Genomic DNA, 15,618 nt, shown 5'->3' with positions numbered 1-15,618 from the left:
AATTTAGGTTAGAAAAAACAGAATGAAATCGTAATAGTTGGACTTAAAAATCAGATTTTTTTTTAAATATATTTTTTGATCCATCAATAAAAGGGTTATTTTTTATTTTCTGCTATTTTGTGAAGATAAAAAAACGTCATAAATCAGCTTTTTTTAAGAAGCAGAAGTATAAAAAAAGAGCATTAAAAAAAGCTCTTTTTATCATTTTAAGTAAATATAAGATTTTCTACAATTTCTATTTTAAGGAATTTTAAACTACTTTAATTATAATTGCCGTTAGCCCATTTTTTGCTTGGTGCAATCCATTCATCTAAAGCTTTGTACAAAAAGCCATGTTTAAGATTGGTATGTAATTCGATTTCTTTAAAATGATTTATTTTAAGCTTTGAAGTTTCTTTTCTTTTAATTGCTGATACACCATAGATATCTGATTTTTCATAAATGGTTAAAATATTACCGCAGAAATTAATATCTGGAATTTCTTCAATATCCGAATCTCTAAAACATCCAATAAATACAAAATTCACATCCGGATTTGCTAAATAAGTTGAAACATATTGAGCAATATAACCTCCTTTTGAAGTTCCGATTACGGTGATTTTATTTGACGAAACGCCTTTTTTTAATAACGCCTTGATTTGCTTGACGATCTTTTTGGCATACTTTGCAGCATTGGTATTTTTGCTTCTTATTTCGCTGTAAACAATAAAATTATCTGCTCTAAATGAAGTTAATATTTCATTGTATTCTGCTTTCCCATATTCAGGATGAGGAACGCTTAAATCATTTTCTTCAATGAATTTATTATGCAAAAAAAATATATATCGTTGATCGTTATTTGATGTTTTTGATTTGCTATAGCCTGAAGCAACTAAAAAAATAGTAAGCACAAAAGTAAATAACAACTTTGGTAATTGTTTCATAGAAAGGTTTGTTTTTTAGAATAATTTCAAAACAAATATAAAAAACAAAATTTCTGATTTACTATTTTTCTTACGTAATGTTAATAACAAAAAAACGCCAATTCAGCTAAATTGATAGCAAAATTGACGCAGTTAAAATCGTATTGATTCGAGATTTTTACAATTTCAAATCATCAACATCATTATAATGTACTTTTTGAATTATAGTTCCGTTATTCAATATTACAATACTTGGATTTGCTCTTTCAATTGTTTTTAAAGCTGTTGCATCGCAGAAGTAGAAATCGACATCTAAACCGTATTGTTTTTTAGCTTTTGCAATTTCATCTGCTCCAGAAGCCGTCATCGCAACAACTTTGTATCCTTTTGCTTTTGCGTCTGCATTAACTTTGGCTAACTTTTGCATTCCCTCTGGATTAGAGAAAGCTAAATCGTATGTAACAAAAATTACTAATTTTGGTTCTTTCAATAATTCTTCTTTATAATCAGAATCGTCTTTTGTCATCGTAAAATCATGAATTGGCGGTACGTAACCTTCAGTAATTACTTTGTCTTTACGATCTACAAATGTTGCGCCTTCAGGAATATTTGCTAAATCTTTTTCTGTAAATTCTTTGTCAACGCCATTTACTTTATAGATAAAAGTCATTTCGACAACTGATTTTGGAGCGCCTTCCGGAATTTCCATTCCTTTCTCAATGTTTGTTCCTACTTTGTAAGGACGAAAATCTTTTAACGGATTATGGTTTAATACCCAAAACGCCATAAATGCTGATAGGGCAACGCTTATCAAAACAACTAGATTTGTTATTGAATTTGAAAATAATGGCTTAACTAATTTCTGATTGAAGAATAAAATCAAGATGAAGAAAAGCAATACAACATCTTTTGTAAATGATTGCCAAGGTGTTAAATGTAAGGCATCTCCAAAACAGCCACAATCTTTTACAACATCAAAATAAGCCGAGTAGAAGGTAAGGAAAGTGAAGAAAACGATTAATACCAATAAAGCCCAAATCGTTAATTTTGATTTATAACCAACCAAAAGCATTACTCCTAAAATTACTTCTAAAATAACTAAGAAAATTGCTAAACCTAAAGCCAATGGCTCTAAAAATGGCATATTAAAAACCGGCTCGCTAAAATATTCGGCCAATTTATAAGAGAAACCAACTGGGTCGTTTAGTTTTATTAATCCGGAAATGATAAATAATACACCGACAAATAATCGGGAGAATTGAGTAATAATGTTTTTCATAGGAAGATTTATTTAAATTCCAATTTATTAAAATCTCAAATTCCAATATTAAACTTTGGAATTTGGAATTTATTTTTTGGAATTTTTATTTATTGATAGGGTTTAAAATTAAAGCAAAAACAGAATAATTAATCATATCCTGATAATTAGCGTCAATACCTTCAGAAACTAAAGTTTTACCTTTATTATCTTCTATTTGTTTTACGCGAAGCAGTTTTTGAAGAATCAAATCTGTTAGTGAACTTACACGCATATCGCGCCAAGCTTCTCCATAATCGTGATTTTTAGCTTCCATTAACTCTTTGGTTAACTTTACTTTAGCGTCATATAATTGGGTTGCTTTTTCAACATCCAAATCAGGTTGGTCTACAACTCCTAATTCTAATTGAATCAATGCCATGATAGAATAATTAATGATTCCGATAAATTCTCCTTTTTCATCTTCATCCACTTTACGGATATCATTTTCTTGCAGACTTCTGATTCTTTGTGCTTTTATGAATATTTGATCGGTCAATGACGGAAGTCTTAATATTCTCCATGCACTGCCGTAATCTTTCATTTTATTGATAAATAAGGTGCGGCAAACCGTAATTACATTATCAAATTCAAGGGAAGTATTCTTCATTTATTGCTGTATATTTGCTAAAATTTCTTCAAAAATAAGGATAATTTTTTAAGAGTTTCAAGTTTCAGGTTCTCTTTGTTTCAAGTTTTTTCTAAACAAAGTGTTAATGCACAACTTGAAATCAAAAATAAAAAGTTTCAGGTTTCAGGTTTTCTTAGTTTCAATTTGAAGAGCTTTCGCAATCTACATTAACATGAAACATGAAACATGAAACAAAAAATAAAAACATATGTTGATTAACTGCAAAGGCGACCTTATAGATTTATCGATTCCTAAAGTAATGGGAATCTTGAATGTTACGCCAAATTCTTTCTTTGACGGAGGAAAATATAAAAACGAAGACGAAATAATCTCACAAGTAGATAAAATGCTCTCTGAAGGCGCATCATTTATAGATATTGGCGCCTATTCAAGTAAGCCAAGTGCGGAATTTGTATCAGAACAAGAAGAAATCGACCGAATTGTTCCGGCAATTGAATTGATTTTAAAGCATTTTCCAGCAACTTTATTGTCGATAGATACTTTTAGAGCCGAAGTTGCAAAAGCGAGTATAGAAAGCGGCGCTGCGATGATTAACGATATTGCTTCGGGCGAATTAGACGACAAAATGTTTGAGGTTATTGCAAAATATAATGTTCCATACATTATGATGCACATGCGCGGTAATCCGCAGACAATGCAGAGTTTAACGCACTATGAAGATATAGTGAAAGAAATGCTTTTCTATTTTTCTGAGAAAGTAAAAAAAGCGAGAAGCCTAGGAATTAATGATTTAATATTAGATCCAGGGTTTGGTTTCGCCAAAACAACCGATCAAAATTATGAAGTCATGCAAAAAATGGAACTTTTTAATCTTTTAGAATTGCCTATTTTAGCTGGGATTTCTAGAAAATCGATGATTTATAAAACACTTAATGTTACGCCACAAGAAGCATTAAACGGAACAACGTTTCTCAATACAATAGCTTTGACGAAGGGTGCGAAAATTCTTCGCGTGCATGATGTTAAAGAAGCGATGGAATGTGTTACTTTGTTTAATAAAATTAGTTTTTAATATAAATAATTCGTGCAGTTTGTCATTTCGATCCCGAGCCTTCGGGAGAGAAATTACACACGTAATTACTCAATGAAAATCGCAAATCTTGTCGAGTTTCGAGTGTGATTTCTCCTCCGTCGAAATGACATACTTTGTGTTATAAAATAAAAAAATAAAAAAATAAAAAAAATGAAATACTTTACTTTGATTATCGCTTTCCTTCTTTTTTCCTGTGCAAGTAAAGAAGACGTTTTACTTCCAAAATCAAATGTCACAATTGTAAAAGATGTACAAGATCTTTCGCCAATTTACATCTTTTTTAAAATTGAAGGAAAAGATACAATCGCCGATGTGAATCGCAAAAACAGCATAATTTCAACCAATTGGATTTTCAATATTGACAAACGTTTGCCTTTAAGATTGGTTATTCCTGAGATAATAAAACTTCAGGAAAAAAAACGTGGTGAAAGTGCCCACAAAAATGAAAAAGCCGAAAATTATTATTCGTATGCTGATTCTGTTGGAAAAAATTTAGCCTTTTTGCCTTTCACGAAAGTGTATTACGCAATGGAAAAACCTACAACAGGCGATTTAGTAATTTATTTTAAGAAAGGAAGTAATATCGTTTTGGTGAATAACGAAGAAACTAAAAAAGAAGAAACCTTAGAACATATTAGCCGTATCGCTTTTTTTGTAAAACCCAAAGTGTATTTGCAGTTTGATAAAAATATGAGCTATCAGGAATATATTCAAAATAAAATATTATTTAAAAAACTAGATTCTTATAACGACGAAATTCCAAAAGAATTCATTTTTTAGTTCTCAAAACTGAAACAAAATCTTTATTGATGATGATAAGGTTCATTTCGTAAAATGGTAAATCCTCTATACAATTGTTCGATAAAAAATAAACGAACCATTTGATGCGAAAACGTCATCAGCGAAAGCGAAATTTTCCCTTGCGCTTTGCTGTAAACCGTATCAGAGAATCCGTATGGACCGCCAATTACGAAAACCAACGTTTTGATTCCGGAATTCATTTTCTTTTGTAATTCTTCAGAAAAACCAACGCTTGAGAAATTTTTTCCGTTTTCATCTAATAAAATCAATTGATCTGTTGGCGTTAGTTTCGACAAAATCAATTCGCCTTCTTTTTCTTTTTGCTGACTTTCAGATAGGTTTTTGACGTTTTTAATATCTGGAATAATCTCTAAATCAAATTTGATGTAAAACGACAAACGTTTGGTGTAATCGTCAATCAAAGTTTGAAGCGATTTATTATCTGTTTTGCCAATGGCGATGAGTTTGATATTCATATTTATTTTTTTGCCACTAATTACACAAATTTTATTTTTTATAGATATGGACAAACCTAACAGGTTTTTAAAACCTGTTAGGCTTAGAGTTTAATTTTTAGAAAATTTCGCTTCAAAAGTTTTAAAACGATTATCAAGATCTTTGATTAATTGTTTTTTAACCGCTTCATCCTGAATAAAACTATAATTGATACTGTTATAAACATATTGCTTAATAATGGCATACGAAACATCAGGATATCTTTTGGCTAATAAAACATATTGTTCTGTCATATTGCTTCTTAAAATTCCGGCGTCGTCTGTGCTAATGACAATTGGAACATTAAATTCCTTATAAAGCGTAAACGGATGTCTGTTTTCTTTTACTTTCAAAATAAATTCGTTGCTTGCTAAATTAATCTCAATCGGAATAATATTTTTTGACATATATTTCAATAAATCATACGAATTTGCTTCGTATGCGATATCAACTCCGTGCCCAATTCTTTTAGCACCTGCAATATAGATCGCGTCATTAATGTGCCAAGTCAAATCTTCTGGCTCTACCAAACCTAAAGTCAGTTCTCCGGCATGAAGCGTATATTTTACATCTGGAAATTTCGAGTGACAATATTTAAACATCACCATATGAAGCCAATAATCTTTCATTGAGTTTTCGCCATGTTCAGGAGAAACGATATTTACGCCAGCAACCAATTTGCTGTCGTTTGCTGAGATAAAAGCGATAGTCAGGTTTTTGAATAAATCAACCGGATCCATAAAGCGAAGTACAAAATTTTGATAACGCATAGTGAACTTTTCGTCATCAATCTTTAAGTCTTTATGCAGTTTTGCGATGAAGTTAGTATTGAAATCTAAAGCGTATTTTTTAGCGTCTTTTTGCTGAATAGATTTGTACAGTTCCTCTAAAAGTTTAAGTACTGCTTTTTCATCTTTTTGTGCAGAAGCTTGGCGTAATTTTGTATTAAAATCACTCAAATCTGAAACATTCATATCACACGGAATTGTAGAGAATTGCGTTTCGATATAACTGACGTTTTCTGCAATGGCACGCTTTTTTAATTCGAGCATTCCTTCCGCAAAATGGCCTTTTATAGTAGGTTCGAATTTCTGGAAAGAGTCAAAAAACTGATCATCAGAAGGTACAGATCCGTTATAATCTTTAACTGACCACGTCTGCATTACTTGCTGTTGGTAAAAAGCCAGTTTTCCTTCCTCTTTAAGAGAGGAGAATGTTTGCCAGTTGCCTTTTGCAGGTTTAGTTTTCGAAACTTGCATAGTTTCTAAATTAAGATAAAAATCTTCAGCAATTGCTCTTTCTAAAAGAGGTTCTGCATAAATAGATCCTGAAAAATGGTGATGTAAATCGCCGCCTTTTGGCATTTGTTGAAAAAAAGCTGTTAAGAGAGCTTCATTATTTCTTATTTTTTCTAAATAATTTTCAGCTGTTTGAGAAAAGCCGATTTGTGCTATAAAAAAACAGAAAAGTGTAATTATCCTCGTCATACTCTAAGTTTAAATTACATGCAAATGTAAGAGTTTTGGAGGAGATTTTAAAATTGATTTTGATTATGGTGATTTTTACCGCAAAGAACGCAAGGTTTTATCCCAGACATAGCTTAATATAAACGCAAAAGTTCGCAAAGCTTTGCCTGAAAAACTTTGCGAACTTTGCGTAATTCTTTGTGTGCTTTGCGGTAAAAAAACTTATAATCTTAGCAACTTAGAACCTTAGCATCTTACGAAAACAATACATACCTAATATCTTCATTCTTATCAAAAACACTTTTTGCAAAAGGACAAAGCGGGATAATTTTTAAATTGTTACTTCTAGCGTAATCTACTGCTGCGAGAACTAATTTTTTGCCAACACCTTTTCCGCTAAACTCTTCATTTACTTCGGTATGGTCGATGATAAATTTAGAATCGCCTGCCCAAGTATAAGTCATTTTACCTGCTTCTTTTCCTTCTTCTATGGCTTCAAAATAGCCTTTTTTTATATCGTTTATTTGTTTTATTTCCATATTGATTTATAATAAGGTTGTTTTAATTTCTATTGAATGCATTAATACTTTGTGTATTGGGCAGCTGTTGGCAATGGTCTCTAAACGTTGTCTTTGTTCTTCATTGATATCGCCGATAACTTCTATTTTTCTGCTAAATAAGGCCACATTTCGATCAGCATCTCTTTCAAAATCAATTTTGATGTTAATTTCTGACACCTCCCATTGTTTGCGATTGATGTACATTCGCAAAGTGATTATGGTGCAGGAAGCTAATGATGCTGCCAAAAGTTCTGACGGATTAAGTCCTAAATTTTTCCCTCCAATTTCCTGAGGTTCATCTGCAATTAAAATATTGCCGCTTGCTGATTCTATTTCCGTTCGATACAAACGTGTATCGATTTTTGCTGCTATTGTATCCATATTTATTTGATTCTTGGTTCAGGTAAAGGCACAAATTCAGTTTCGCCGGGAACTTTCGGGAAAGTTTGTTCTGTCCAGTCTTTTTTGGCTTTTTCGATTAGGTTTTTATCCGAGGAGACAAAATTCCAAAAGATAAAATGTTCTTCAGGAAACGGCGTTCCTCCAAAGATATAGACGGTAGAATTTGCAGCTAATTCAAACTCACAAAGTGTGCTGTCATTTGTAATTAAAATCTGTTTCGGATCGTAAACGTGTTCACCGCTTTTAATGCTTCCTTCTAAAATATATAAACCGCTTTCGCCGAATAAGTGGTGTCCGATATTGATTTTCTTGGCTTCAGTACTTTTAATTTCAATAAAATATAGTGGACTGTAAACAGGAACTGGCGATTTTTTACCAAAAGCTTCTCCCGCAATTAATTTATACGAAACGCCGTCTTCTTCCCAAGCCGGAATATCATCTGCTTCTACATGTGTAAAATTCGGATCCATTTGCTCTAAGTCTTTAGGAAGCGCCACCCAAATCTGCAATCCGTGTAGCATTTTGTCTGAATGTCTTAAATATTCAGGGGTTCTTTCAGAGTGAACAATTCCTTTTCCGGCTGTCATCCAGTTTACAGCGCCAGGTTTTATTTCTAGTTCAGTTCCTAAACTATCGCGGTGCATGATACTTCCTTCAAACAAAAAAGTAAGAGTCGAAAGTCCGATATGCGGATGTGGAGGAACGTCCATATTTTCATGATCACTTAAATGTGCTGGTCCCATATGATCGATAAATACAAATGGACCCACAGCTCTTTTTTCACGGAAAGGCAATAAACGGCCTACCATAAAGTTGCCGATATTGGCTGCACGTTCTTCGATAATTAAACTGATATTTGACATGGTTATTTTATTTGATTTGAAAACAAAATTACAGTTGCGATAGTAATCTGTAACTTAATTTAGGTTAAGAAAAGCTGTTATTTGTATTATCTATAAAAGTAAGGAAAATGTCGAATAATTCAAATAGTACTTTATTATATAGTCGTTTTTTCATTCCGATCCCGAGGCTTCGGGATCGGAATGAAAAAAAATGAGAATTCGCTCCATTTAATCAATCAATCAATCAATCAATCAATCAATCAATCAATCAATTCAAACTCTAAAACTTCGCTCTCCTTTCCATTAATAATAATCGAAAGTTGATGATTTCCAATATGAAAAACTCTCGTTGTAATCAATTTAAAAGATTGATTTCTTTCAACCTTAATTAATTGATTTGGCTGATAGCTTTTCTCACTGATTTTAAAAACTTTTTTAGCCAAATGTCCTTTTGCCTTTTTATAATGAACCGCATATTCTAAACGAATGTTTTTTGGTTCTGGGTTTTTATTATTTAAATGAAATTGGAACTGCAGATAATCTCCAATTTTCACGATTGGTGTTTTAATTTCAAAAGATGAAAGCTCAATATTGGTACTCTCTAAACCATAATGACTTAAAATTTCTGGATGACCTTGTTTTAATAAAGTTCGAGAGCCGTGTTTTATAATGGCATCTGTTTCTTTGCTACAGCCTTTCCATTTAGAGGCAATTTCTAACACAATCTGCGGATTATCTTTAGCGATATCATTTAAGTTATTAGCAACGCTTCTGCGCACATATTCTGAAGGATCATTTTTTAGATTTTCTAAAATTGGCAAAATAGAAGCTGGATCTTTTTTCAAAAACGGAATTGCCATTGCCCAAGGTAATCTAGGACGTGAACCTTCGCTGGCTAATCTTCGAACATGATGATTTTCATGCAACGACCATTTAATCATTTCATCGATCATTTTTTCTTTATATTTTAATATGAATGGACGAACCGCAAATTCACAACTTATAAATTGAGTAATTGAAACAAACGCTTTAGCCGAAGTTTTAAAATCATCTATTCCGTATATTTCGATATAATCAGCGAAGAATATGAACGCCAAATTACCTTCTGTAAACTTGTTTTTAAGTTTCTGAATGGTTTTGTCAATTAAAGAAACGGCCTCAGTAAAGTTTTCAGGCATAAATTGATGAAATACAATTGTTGTATGTTTCATTCGTTCTTTCCATTCTTTTTGAGCAAAATCACCTTCATAAACGGCTTCAATAAATTTTTGTTTATTGAAAGAAGGATGCACTTCGGCGACAGCCTGACCCAATTTTTCGTAAAAAGAAACCGAGTAAATATCTTTAATTAATCCCATGATTTTATTTGAATGAACTTCAAAGGTATTTAATGTTTCTAATTAAAATTATAGATTGTATAGGAAATTTTAATAGATGGTATATACATCTGCTATGTGAATTAACGCAAGTGAAACACCTTTTCACAGAACTGAAGGCCTATGTTGCTATACGTTTAAAAAAATAAACCTTTTCCTTATAATTTGGATTCATTTTTTTACTCTTAAGGAATTTTTCACAGAAAGGAAACTTTCAAATCCCCAAAATAAATCCTACTTTAGCATCTTATAAAAATTAAGAAAAATGATTAGCGAAGTACAATTTCAAACCGAATTACAACTATTAATCAGTAATGCAATTCGCGAAGATGTAGGCCCGGGCGATTATAGTTCGCTGGCATGTATTCCGGATACGGCGCACGGACAAGCAAAATTATTAGTAAAAGATCAAGGAATTATAGCAGGTGTAGAGCTTGCAAAAATGATTTTTGAATATGTAGATCCAAAATTAAAGGTAAAAACCTTTATACAAGACGGAACACATGTTGAATATGGCGAAGTTGTTTTTGAGGTTTCAGGAAGTTCGCAATCTATTTTAAAGGCGGAAAGAGTGGTTTTAAATACCATGCAAAGAATGTCGGCTATTGCAACAAAAACCAATCAATATGCACAGCTTTTAGAAGGAACTGGTGCGAAAATTTTAGATACACGTAAAACAACTCCAAATTTTAGAGTGGCTGAAAAATGGGCAGTAAAAATAGGAGGAGGAGAGAACCACCGTTATGCACTTTATGATATGGTGATGCTGAAAGACAATCATATTGATTTTGCTGGAGGAATTACATTAGCGATAAAGAAAACCAAAGAATATTTGAAAGCCAATAATCTTGATTTAAAGATTATTGTTGAAGCTAGAAACTTAGATGAAATTCGTGAAATTTTGTTAAGCGACGGAGTTCACAGAATTTTGATTGATAACTTTAATTATGAAGATACTAAAAAAGCAGTCGCGCTGATTGGTAAAAAATGCCAGACAGAATCTTCAGGAAATATCAATGAAAAAACACTTCGTGAATATGGACTTTGTGGCGTAAATTATGTTTCATCTGGAGCTTTAACGCACTCAATTCATAACATGGATTTGAGCTTAAAAGCGTTTTAAATTGTTAATTGTAAATGATCAATTATTAATTTAAAAGTCGAAGAAGTCTAACCTCTAAGAAGTCTAAAAATCTAAAAATATGTCTCAAGAAATAGAAGATCGGATTGAAAAAATTCCGGTATTACGTTCTGCAGCTCGTTTTTTTAAGCAAATAAAATTGCCTTGGCTAGAGGGTTTTTCGTTGTATGATTTACTCGAAATGTACACACTCGGAATTCTCGAAGGTGCCTTTTCGTATCATGCCAGCGCCGTTTCGTTTAGCTTTTTTATGGCTCTGTTTCCTTTTACATTATTTATTTTAAACTTAATTCCTTTTATTCCAATAGAAGGATTTCAGGCCGATTTTCTTCAGTTTGTACAACAAGGAGTACCGCCAAATACATATGATGCAATCAGTAAAATTATCAGTGATATTTTAAATAACAGTCACTCTGGATTATTATCATCTGGATTTTTGCTTTCGATTTTTTTGATGGCAAATGGTATTAACGGAATTCTGAGCGGTTTTGAATCATCAAAACATGTATTTGATAAACGTGGTTTTTTTAGCCAGTATTTAGTAGCACTTGCAATTTCGCTTCTTATGACCATTATTTTGTTTGTGACAGTGGCGACGATTGTGGTATTTGAGGTCTTTATTCAGAAGACGATTATTCAGGATGTATTAAGTGATCGTATACCGCTGATAATTTTGGGCCGATATTTGTTTGTTATTTTAATGATTCTGATAACATCTTCAATATTATTGCGTTATGGTACAAAACAGTATAATAAAGTACCTTTTATCAGCATCGGATCTGTTTTTACAACGATCTTAATTGTTATATCTTCGTTCTTTTTTGGGATTTGGGTTATAAAATTCTCAAAATATAACGAACTTTATGGTTCTATTGGCACATTATTAATTCTAATGTTTTACATTTGGATTAACTGTATGATTCTGCTTTTAGGGTTCGAATTGAACGCTTCTATCAGAAAATTAAAACAAAAAAAAAATAAATAATATGAAAAATTGGATGTTAACGATTGGTGTTTTTTTCTTTGCTTTGAGTACTCAGGCTCAAAGTGTTGTTGGGAAATGGAAAACAATTGACGATGAAACAGGTGAGGCTAAATCAGTAGTAGAGATTTACGAAAAGTCAGGAAAAATTTATGGAAAAGTGGTAGAGATACTTCGTGAAAGTCATAAAAAAGATTTGTGTTCTAAATGTGATGGAGCAGATAAAAATAAACCAATTTTAGGGATGATTATTATAAACGGACTTAAAAAGGACGGATCCGAATATAATGACGGAAGTATTTTAGATCCTACAAACGGAAAAAAATACAAATGTTATATTTCATTAGAATCTGCTGATAAATTAAAACTTCGCGGTTACGTTGGAATTTCTATTATGGGAAGAACACAATACTGGACAAGAGTGAAAAATTAATTTTTTTGAAATACACATGCGAAAATTAGCATCGATAATTTTATTCTTTGTCCTGCTTTCAACCAGTTTTGGACAATCTAAAAATTCGCCATTACAAATAAGTCATCTTACAGGTGACTTTTATGTTTATAAAACGTTTCATGATTATAATGGAACGCTTATTTCTGCCAATGCCATGTATTTAGTTACAGATAAAGGAGTTGTTCTGTTTGATGCGCCCTGGGATCGAACACAGTTTCAACCTTTATTAGACAGTATTAAAGCAAAACATAATAAAGAAGTTGTTATGTGTTTTGCTACACATTCTCACGATGATCGTGCCGGAGGATTGGATTTTTATCGACAGAAACGAATCAAAACTTATACTATAAAATTAACAGATGAAATTCTTAAAAAGAACAACGAAAAAAGGGCCGAATTTGTAATTCCAAATGACACGACATTTACTGTGGGGCAATATACTTTTCAGGTTTATTATCCAGGAAAAGGTCATGCTCCAGATAATATTATAGTTTGGTTTGACAAAGAAAAAGTACTTTATGGAGCTTGTTTTATAAAAAGCGCTGATGCGAAAGATTTAGGATATTTGGCTGATTCTGATGTAAAAGAATGGGAGAAATCAATTAAAAAAGTGCAGGCTAAATTTAAAAATCCCATATATATTATTCCGGGTCACGAAGATTGGACAAATACAGAATCTCTCCATCATACTTTGAAATTGGTTCAGGAATATTTGGCTAAACCATCAAATAAAAAGTAATTTTCCCAATCCTATAAAATATCTACATGTTTTTTGTCGAAGTTATTTTACCGCTTTCCTTAGTTAAACCCCTTACGTATCGTGTTTCTGAGGCTGAATTTCATTTTATTAAAAAAGGAATGAGGGTGGCGGTGCCTATTAAAAATAAAATCTATACAGGACTTGTTTTAGATATTCATGAAAATGCGCCACAATTATATGAAGCCAAAGAGATTCATCAAATATTAGACGAGAAACCAATTGCTACCGAAATTCAAATTAAACATTGGCTTTGGGTAGCAAACTATTATATGTGTGGTATTGGCGATGTATATCGAGGTGCTTTTCCGACCGGATTATTATTAGAAAGTGAAACCATTATTTCGCGAAAGCCAGAAATTGTTGTAAATGATTCTGAGCTTTCTGATGACGAGTTCTTAATTTTTGAAGCTTTGCATCATCAAAGTTCGCTTAAGGTTCAGGAGATTATTTCGATTTTAAACAAGAAAAATATCCTTCCTATTCTTCAAAAATTAATGGCAAAAGATATCATTGTTTTAGAAGAAGAAATAAAAGAAAGCTATAAACCAAAACTGATTCGCTATGTAAAATTACATTCAAAATACGAATCAGATCAAGGTTTAGGAGAATTGCTGGAAGTACTTAAAAACGCTAATAAACAAAAGGAAATTGTTATGGCTTATTTCCAAATAAGCGCTTCAGAAAAAAAGCCCATAACGGTTAAAAAATTGGTTGAGGTTTCGAATTCTACTTCTACAGTTGTGAAAGCTCTGATCGAAAAAGAAATTTTCGAAGAGTATTATTTACAGCATGATAGGGTTTCATTTAATGGAGAAAAATCAGAAAAAAAACTTACACTTAGTGAGGCTCAGCAAACAGCTTTTGATGAAATTAAAAAAAACTTATCAGAAAAAGAAGTTTGTCTCCTTCATGGTGTTACGTCTAGCGGTAAGACTGAAATTTATATAAAGTTAATTGAAGAATATTTAGCAACAGGAAGACAGGTTTTGTATCTGTTGCCAGAAATCGCGCTTACAACACAATTGGTTTCAAGATTACGACTTCATTTTGGAGATAAGGTTGCTGTATTTCATTCTAAATACAGTAATAATGAAAGAGTAGAAGTGTGGAGACAAACACTTGAAAATTCAGAAAAAGCACGAATTGTAATAGGAGCAAGATCGGCTTTATTTTTGCCTTTTAAAGATTTAGGTTTACTTATTGTCGATGAAGAACACGAGCAGACTTTTAAGCAGACAGATCCGGCGCCAAGATATCACGCGCGAGATGCTGCAATTGTTTTGGCTAATTTTCATAATGCAAAAGTGCTTTTAGGATCTGCGACACCTAGTATTGAAACCTACTTTAATACACAAACTGATAAATATGGTTTGGTAACCGTTACCGAAAGATATAATAATGTTCGAATGCCTGAAGTTGTTTTAGTTGATTTAAAAGACAAACATTTCAGGAAAAGAATGACAGGTCATTTTAGTGATCTTTTAATTGAAGAAATTGCAGAAGCTTTGTCTTTGGGCGAACAGGTTATTTTGTTTCAAAACAGAAGAGGATATTCGCCTATAATAGAATGTTTAACGTGCGGACACGTTCCGCATTGTCAGCAGTGCGATGTGAGCCTGACTTTTCATAAACATAAAAATCAGCTGCGTTGCCATTATTGCGGGTATTCTATTGCAAAACCAACACATTGCCATAGTTGTTCAAGTATAGATTTAACCACGAAAGGTTTTGGAACTGAACAAATAGAACAAGAATTAAGCGCTCTTTTTCCAAAGGCTAAAACAGGAAGAATGGATCAGGATACCACACGTGGCAAATTTGGATTTGAGAAAATTATAGATACATTTAAAAACAGAGAAATTGATATTTTGGTGGGAACGCAAATGCTGGCCAAAGGTCTTGATTTTGATAATGTAAGTCTAGTTGGAATTATGAATGCTGATAATATGCTGCATCATCCAGATTTTAGAGCATTTGAGCGCAGTTTTCAAATGATGACGCAAGTGGCGGGAAGAGCTGGAAGATCAGAAAAACAAGGAAAAGTGGTGATTCAAACTTATAATCCAAATCATAATACCATTCAGCAAGTTACAACGCATAATTATATAGGTATGTATAAGGAGCAATTATACGACCGACAAATCTATAAATATCCGCCTTACTTCAGAATTATAAAACTGACATTAAAGCATCGCGATTTTGATAAATTAAAAGAAGGTTCAATGTGGCTGTATCAGGTACTGAGCCAGAATTTGAATATGCCGGTTTTAGGACCGGAAGAACCAGCGATCAGCAGAATAAGAAATGAATATATAAGAACTATTTTGATTAAGATTCCTCAAAATCTTCATTTAGGAAATACAAAAAAAACTATTCAGAAAATGTTGAATAGTTTTGAAGCTGTTGCTCAATATAGGGCTATAAAGGTAATTGCGAATGTCGATTTTTATTAATA

At 32.3% G+C, this 15,618-nt stretch carries 16 protein-coding genes; 7 read left to right on the top strand and 9 right to left on the bottom strand.

Going from position 1 to position 15,618, the window contains the following annotated elements:
- Positions 1-260: 260 nt before the first annotated feature.
- The 3 genes from IR010_RS02785 to IR010_RS02775 form a co-directional block, all read right to left on the bottom strand.
- Positions 261-923 (bottom strand): dienelactone hydrolase family protein, encoded by a 663-nt coding sequence (locus IR010_RS02785; protein WP_194566685.1) that lies wholly within the window; start codon positions 921-923, stop codon positions 261-263.
- Positions 924-1,080: 157 nt separating this feature from the next.
- Positions 1,081-2,181: a BT_3928 family protein gene (locus IR010_RS02780; protein WP_194566683.1), complete on the bottom strand. Its 1,101-nt coding sequence runs from the start codon at positions 2,179-2,181 to the stop codon at positions 1,081-1,083.
- Between the two features lie 85 nt (positions 2,182-2,266).
- On the bottom strand, positions 2,267-2,809 hold the full coding sequence (locus IR010_RS02775; protein ID WP_194601346.1) for a DUF1599 domain-containing protein: 543 nt from the start codon (positions 2,807-2,809) through the stop codon (positions 2,267-2,269).
- 229 nt (positions 2,810-3,038) lie between these two features.
- Here IR010_RS02775 and folP point away from each other — a divergent pair, with 229 nt between their 5' ends.
- Together folP and IR010_RS02765 are read left to right on the top strand one after the other, a co-directional pair.
- The gene (gene folP / locus IR010_RS02770) at positions 3,039-3,863 is read left to right on the top strand and encodes a dihydropteroate synthase (protein WP_194601343.1); all 825 of its coding nucleotides are present in this window, start codon (positions 3,039-3,041) and stop codon (positions 3,861-3,863) included.
- Between the two features lie 171 nt (positions 3,864-4,034).
- Entirely contained in the window at positions 4,035-4,664 is a 630-nt protein-coding gene (locus tag IR010_RS02765) for a hypothetical protein (protein ID WP_194601340.1), read from the top strand.
- A 23-nt stretch (positions 4,665-4,687) separates the two neighbouring features.
- Here IR010_RS02765 and rlmH read toward each other — a convergent pair whose 3' ends face one another.
- The 6 genes from rlmH to IR010_RS02735 all read right to left on the bottom strand — a co-directional run bounded on the left by rlmH (position 4,688) and on the right by IR010_RS02735 (position 9,808).
- Positions 4,688-5,161 (bottom strand): 23S rRNA (pseudouridine(1915)-N(3))-methyltransferase RlmH, encoded by a 474-nt coding sequence (gene rlmH, locus IR010_RS02760; protein ID WP_029269532.1) that lies wholly within the window; start codon positions 5,159-5,161, stop codon positions 4,688-4,690.
- 90 nt (positions 5,162-5,251) lie between these two features.
- Positions 5,252-6,667, bottom strand: coding sequence for an adenosine deaminase (locus IR010_RS02755; RefSeq protein WP_194601337.1), 1,416 nt, complete (start codon positions 6,665-6,667; stop codon positions 5,252-5,254).
- A gap of 233 nt (positions 6,668-6,900) precedes the next feature.
- Entirely contained in the window at positions 6,901-7,185 is a 285-nt protein-coding gene (locus IR010_RS02750) for a GNAT family N-acetyltransferase (protein ID WP_194601333.1), read from the bottom strand.
- Positions 7,186-7,191: 6 nt separating this feature from the next.
- Complete coding sequence (locus IR010_RS02745) at positions 7,192-7,587, bottom strand: OsmC family protein (protein WP_029269539.1); 396 nt, start codon at positions 7,585-7,587, stop codon at positions 7,192-7,194.
- Between the two features lie 2 nt (positions 7,588-7,589).
- A complete protein-coding gene (locus IR010_RS02740; protein WP_194601330.1) occupies positions 7,590-8,471 on the bottom strand; it encodes a pirin family protein in 882 nt (293 codons plus the stop codon).
- 239 nt (positions 8,472-8,710) lie between these two features.
- Positions 8,711-9,808: a DNA alkylation repair protein gene (locus tag IR010_RS02735; protein WP_194601327.1), complete on the bottom strand. Its 1,098-nt coding sequence runs from the start codon at positions 9,806-9,808 to the stop codon at positions 8,711-8,713.
- 283 nt (positions 9,809-10,091) lie between these two features.
- On the opposite strand from IR010_RS02735, the gene nadC reads away from it, so the two are divergent.
- The 5 genes from nadC (at position 10,092) to priA (ending at position 15,616) form a co-directional block, all read left to right on the top strand.
- Positions 10,092-10,949, top strand: a complete 858-nt coding sequence (gene nadC / locus IR010_RS02730; RefSeq protein WP_194601323.1) for a carboxylating nicotinate-nucleotide diphosphorylase — start codon at positions 10,092-10,094, stop codon at positions 10,947-10,949.
- Between the two features lie 79 nt (positions 10,950-11,028).
- Entirely contained in the window at positions 11,029-11,952 is a 924-nt protein-coding gene (locus IR010_RS02725) for a YihY/virulence factor BrkB family protein (RefSeq protein WP_029269552.1), read from the top strand.
- 1 nt (position 11,953) lies between these two features.
- Positions 11,954-12,382 (top strand): DUF2147 domain-containing protein, encoded by a 429-nt coding sequence (locus tag IR010_RS02720; protein ID WP_194566663.1) that lies wholly within the window; start codon positions 11,954-11,956, stop codon positions 12,380-12,382.
- 16 nt (positions 12,383-12,398) lie between these two features.
- A complete protein-coding gene (gene bla-B1-FLAV / locus IR010_RS02715) occupies positions 12,399-13,142 on the top strand; it encodes a subclass B1 metallo-beta-lactamase (RefSeq protein ID WP_194566661.1) in 744 nt (247 codons plus the stop codon).
- A 26-nt stretch (positions 13,143-13,168) separates the two neighbouring features.
- A complete protein-coding gene (gene priA, locus IR010_RS02710; RefSeq protein ID WP_194566659.1) occupies positions 13,169-15,616 on the top strand; it encodes a primosomal protein N' in 2,448 nt (815 codons plus the stop codon).
- Positions 15,617-15,618: the final 2 nt, after the last annotated feature.

This window comes from Flavobacterium sp. MR2016-29, from assembly GCF_015350695.1.
In the GTDB taxonomy this organism is placed as follows: Bacteria; Bacteroidota; Bacteroidia; order Flavobacteriales; family Flavobacteriaceae; genus Flavobacterium.
Note: the sequence above shows the minus strand (reverse complement) of the source record. Positions and strands in the feature narration are given on the sequence as shown.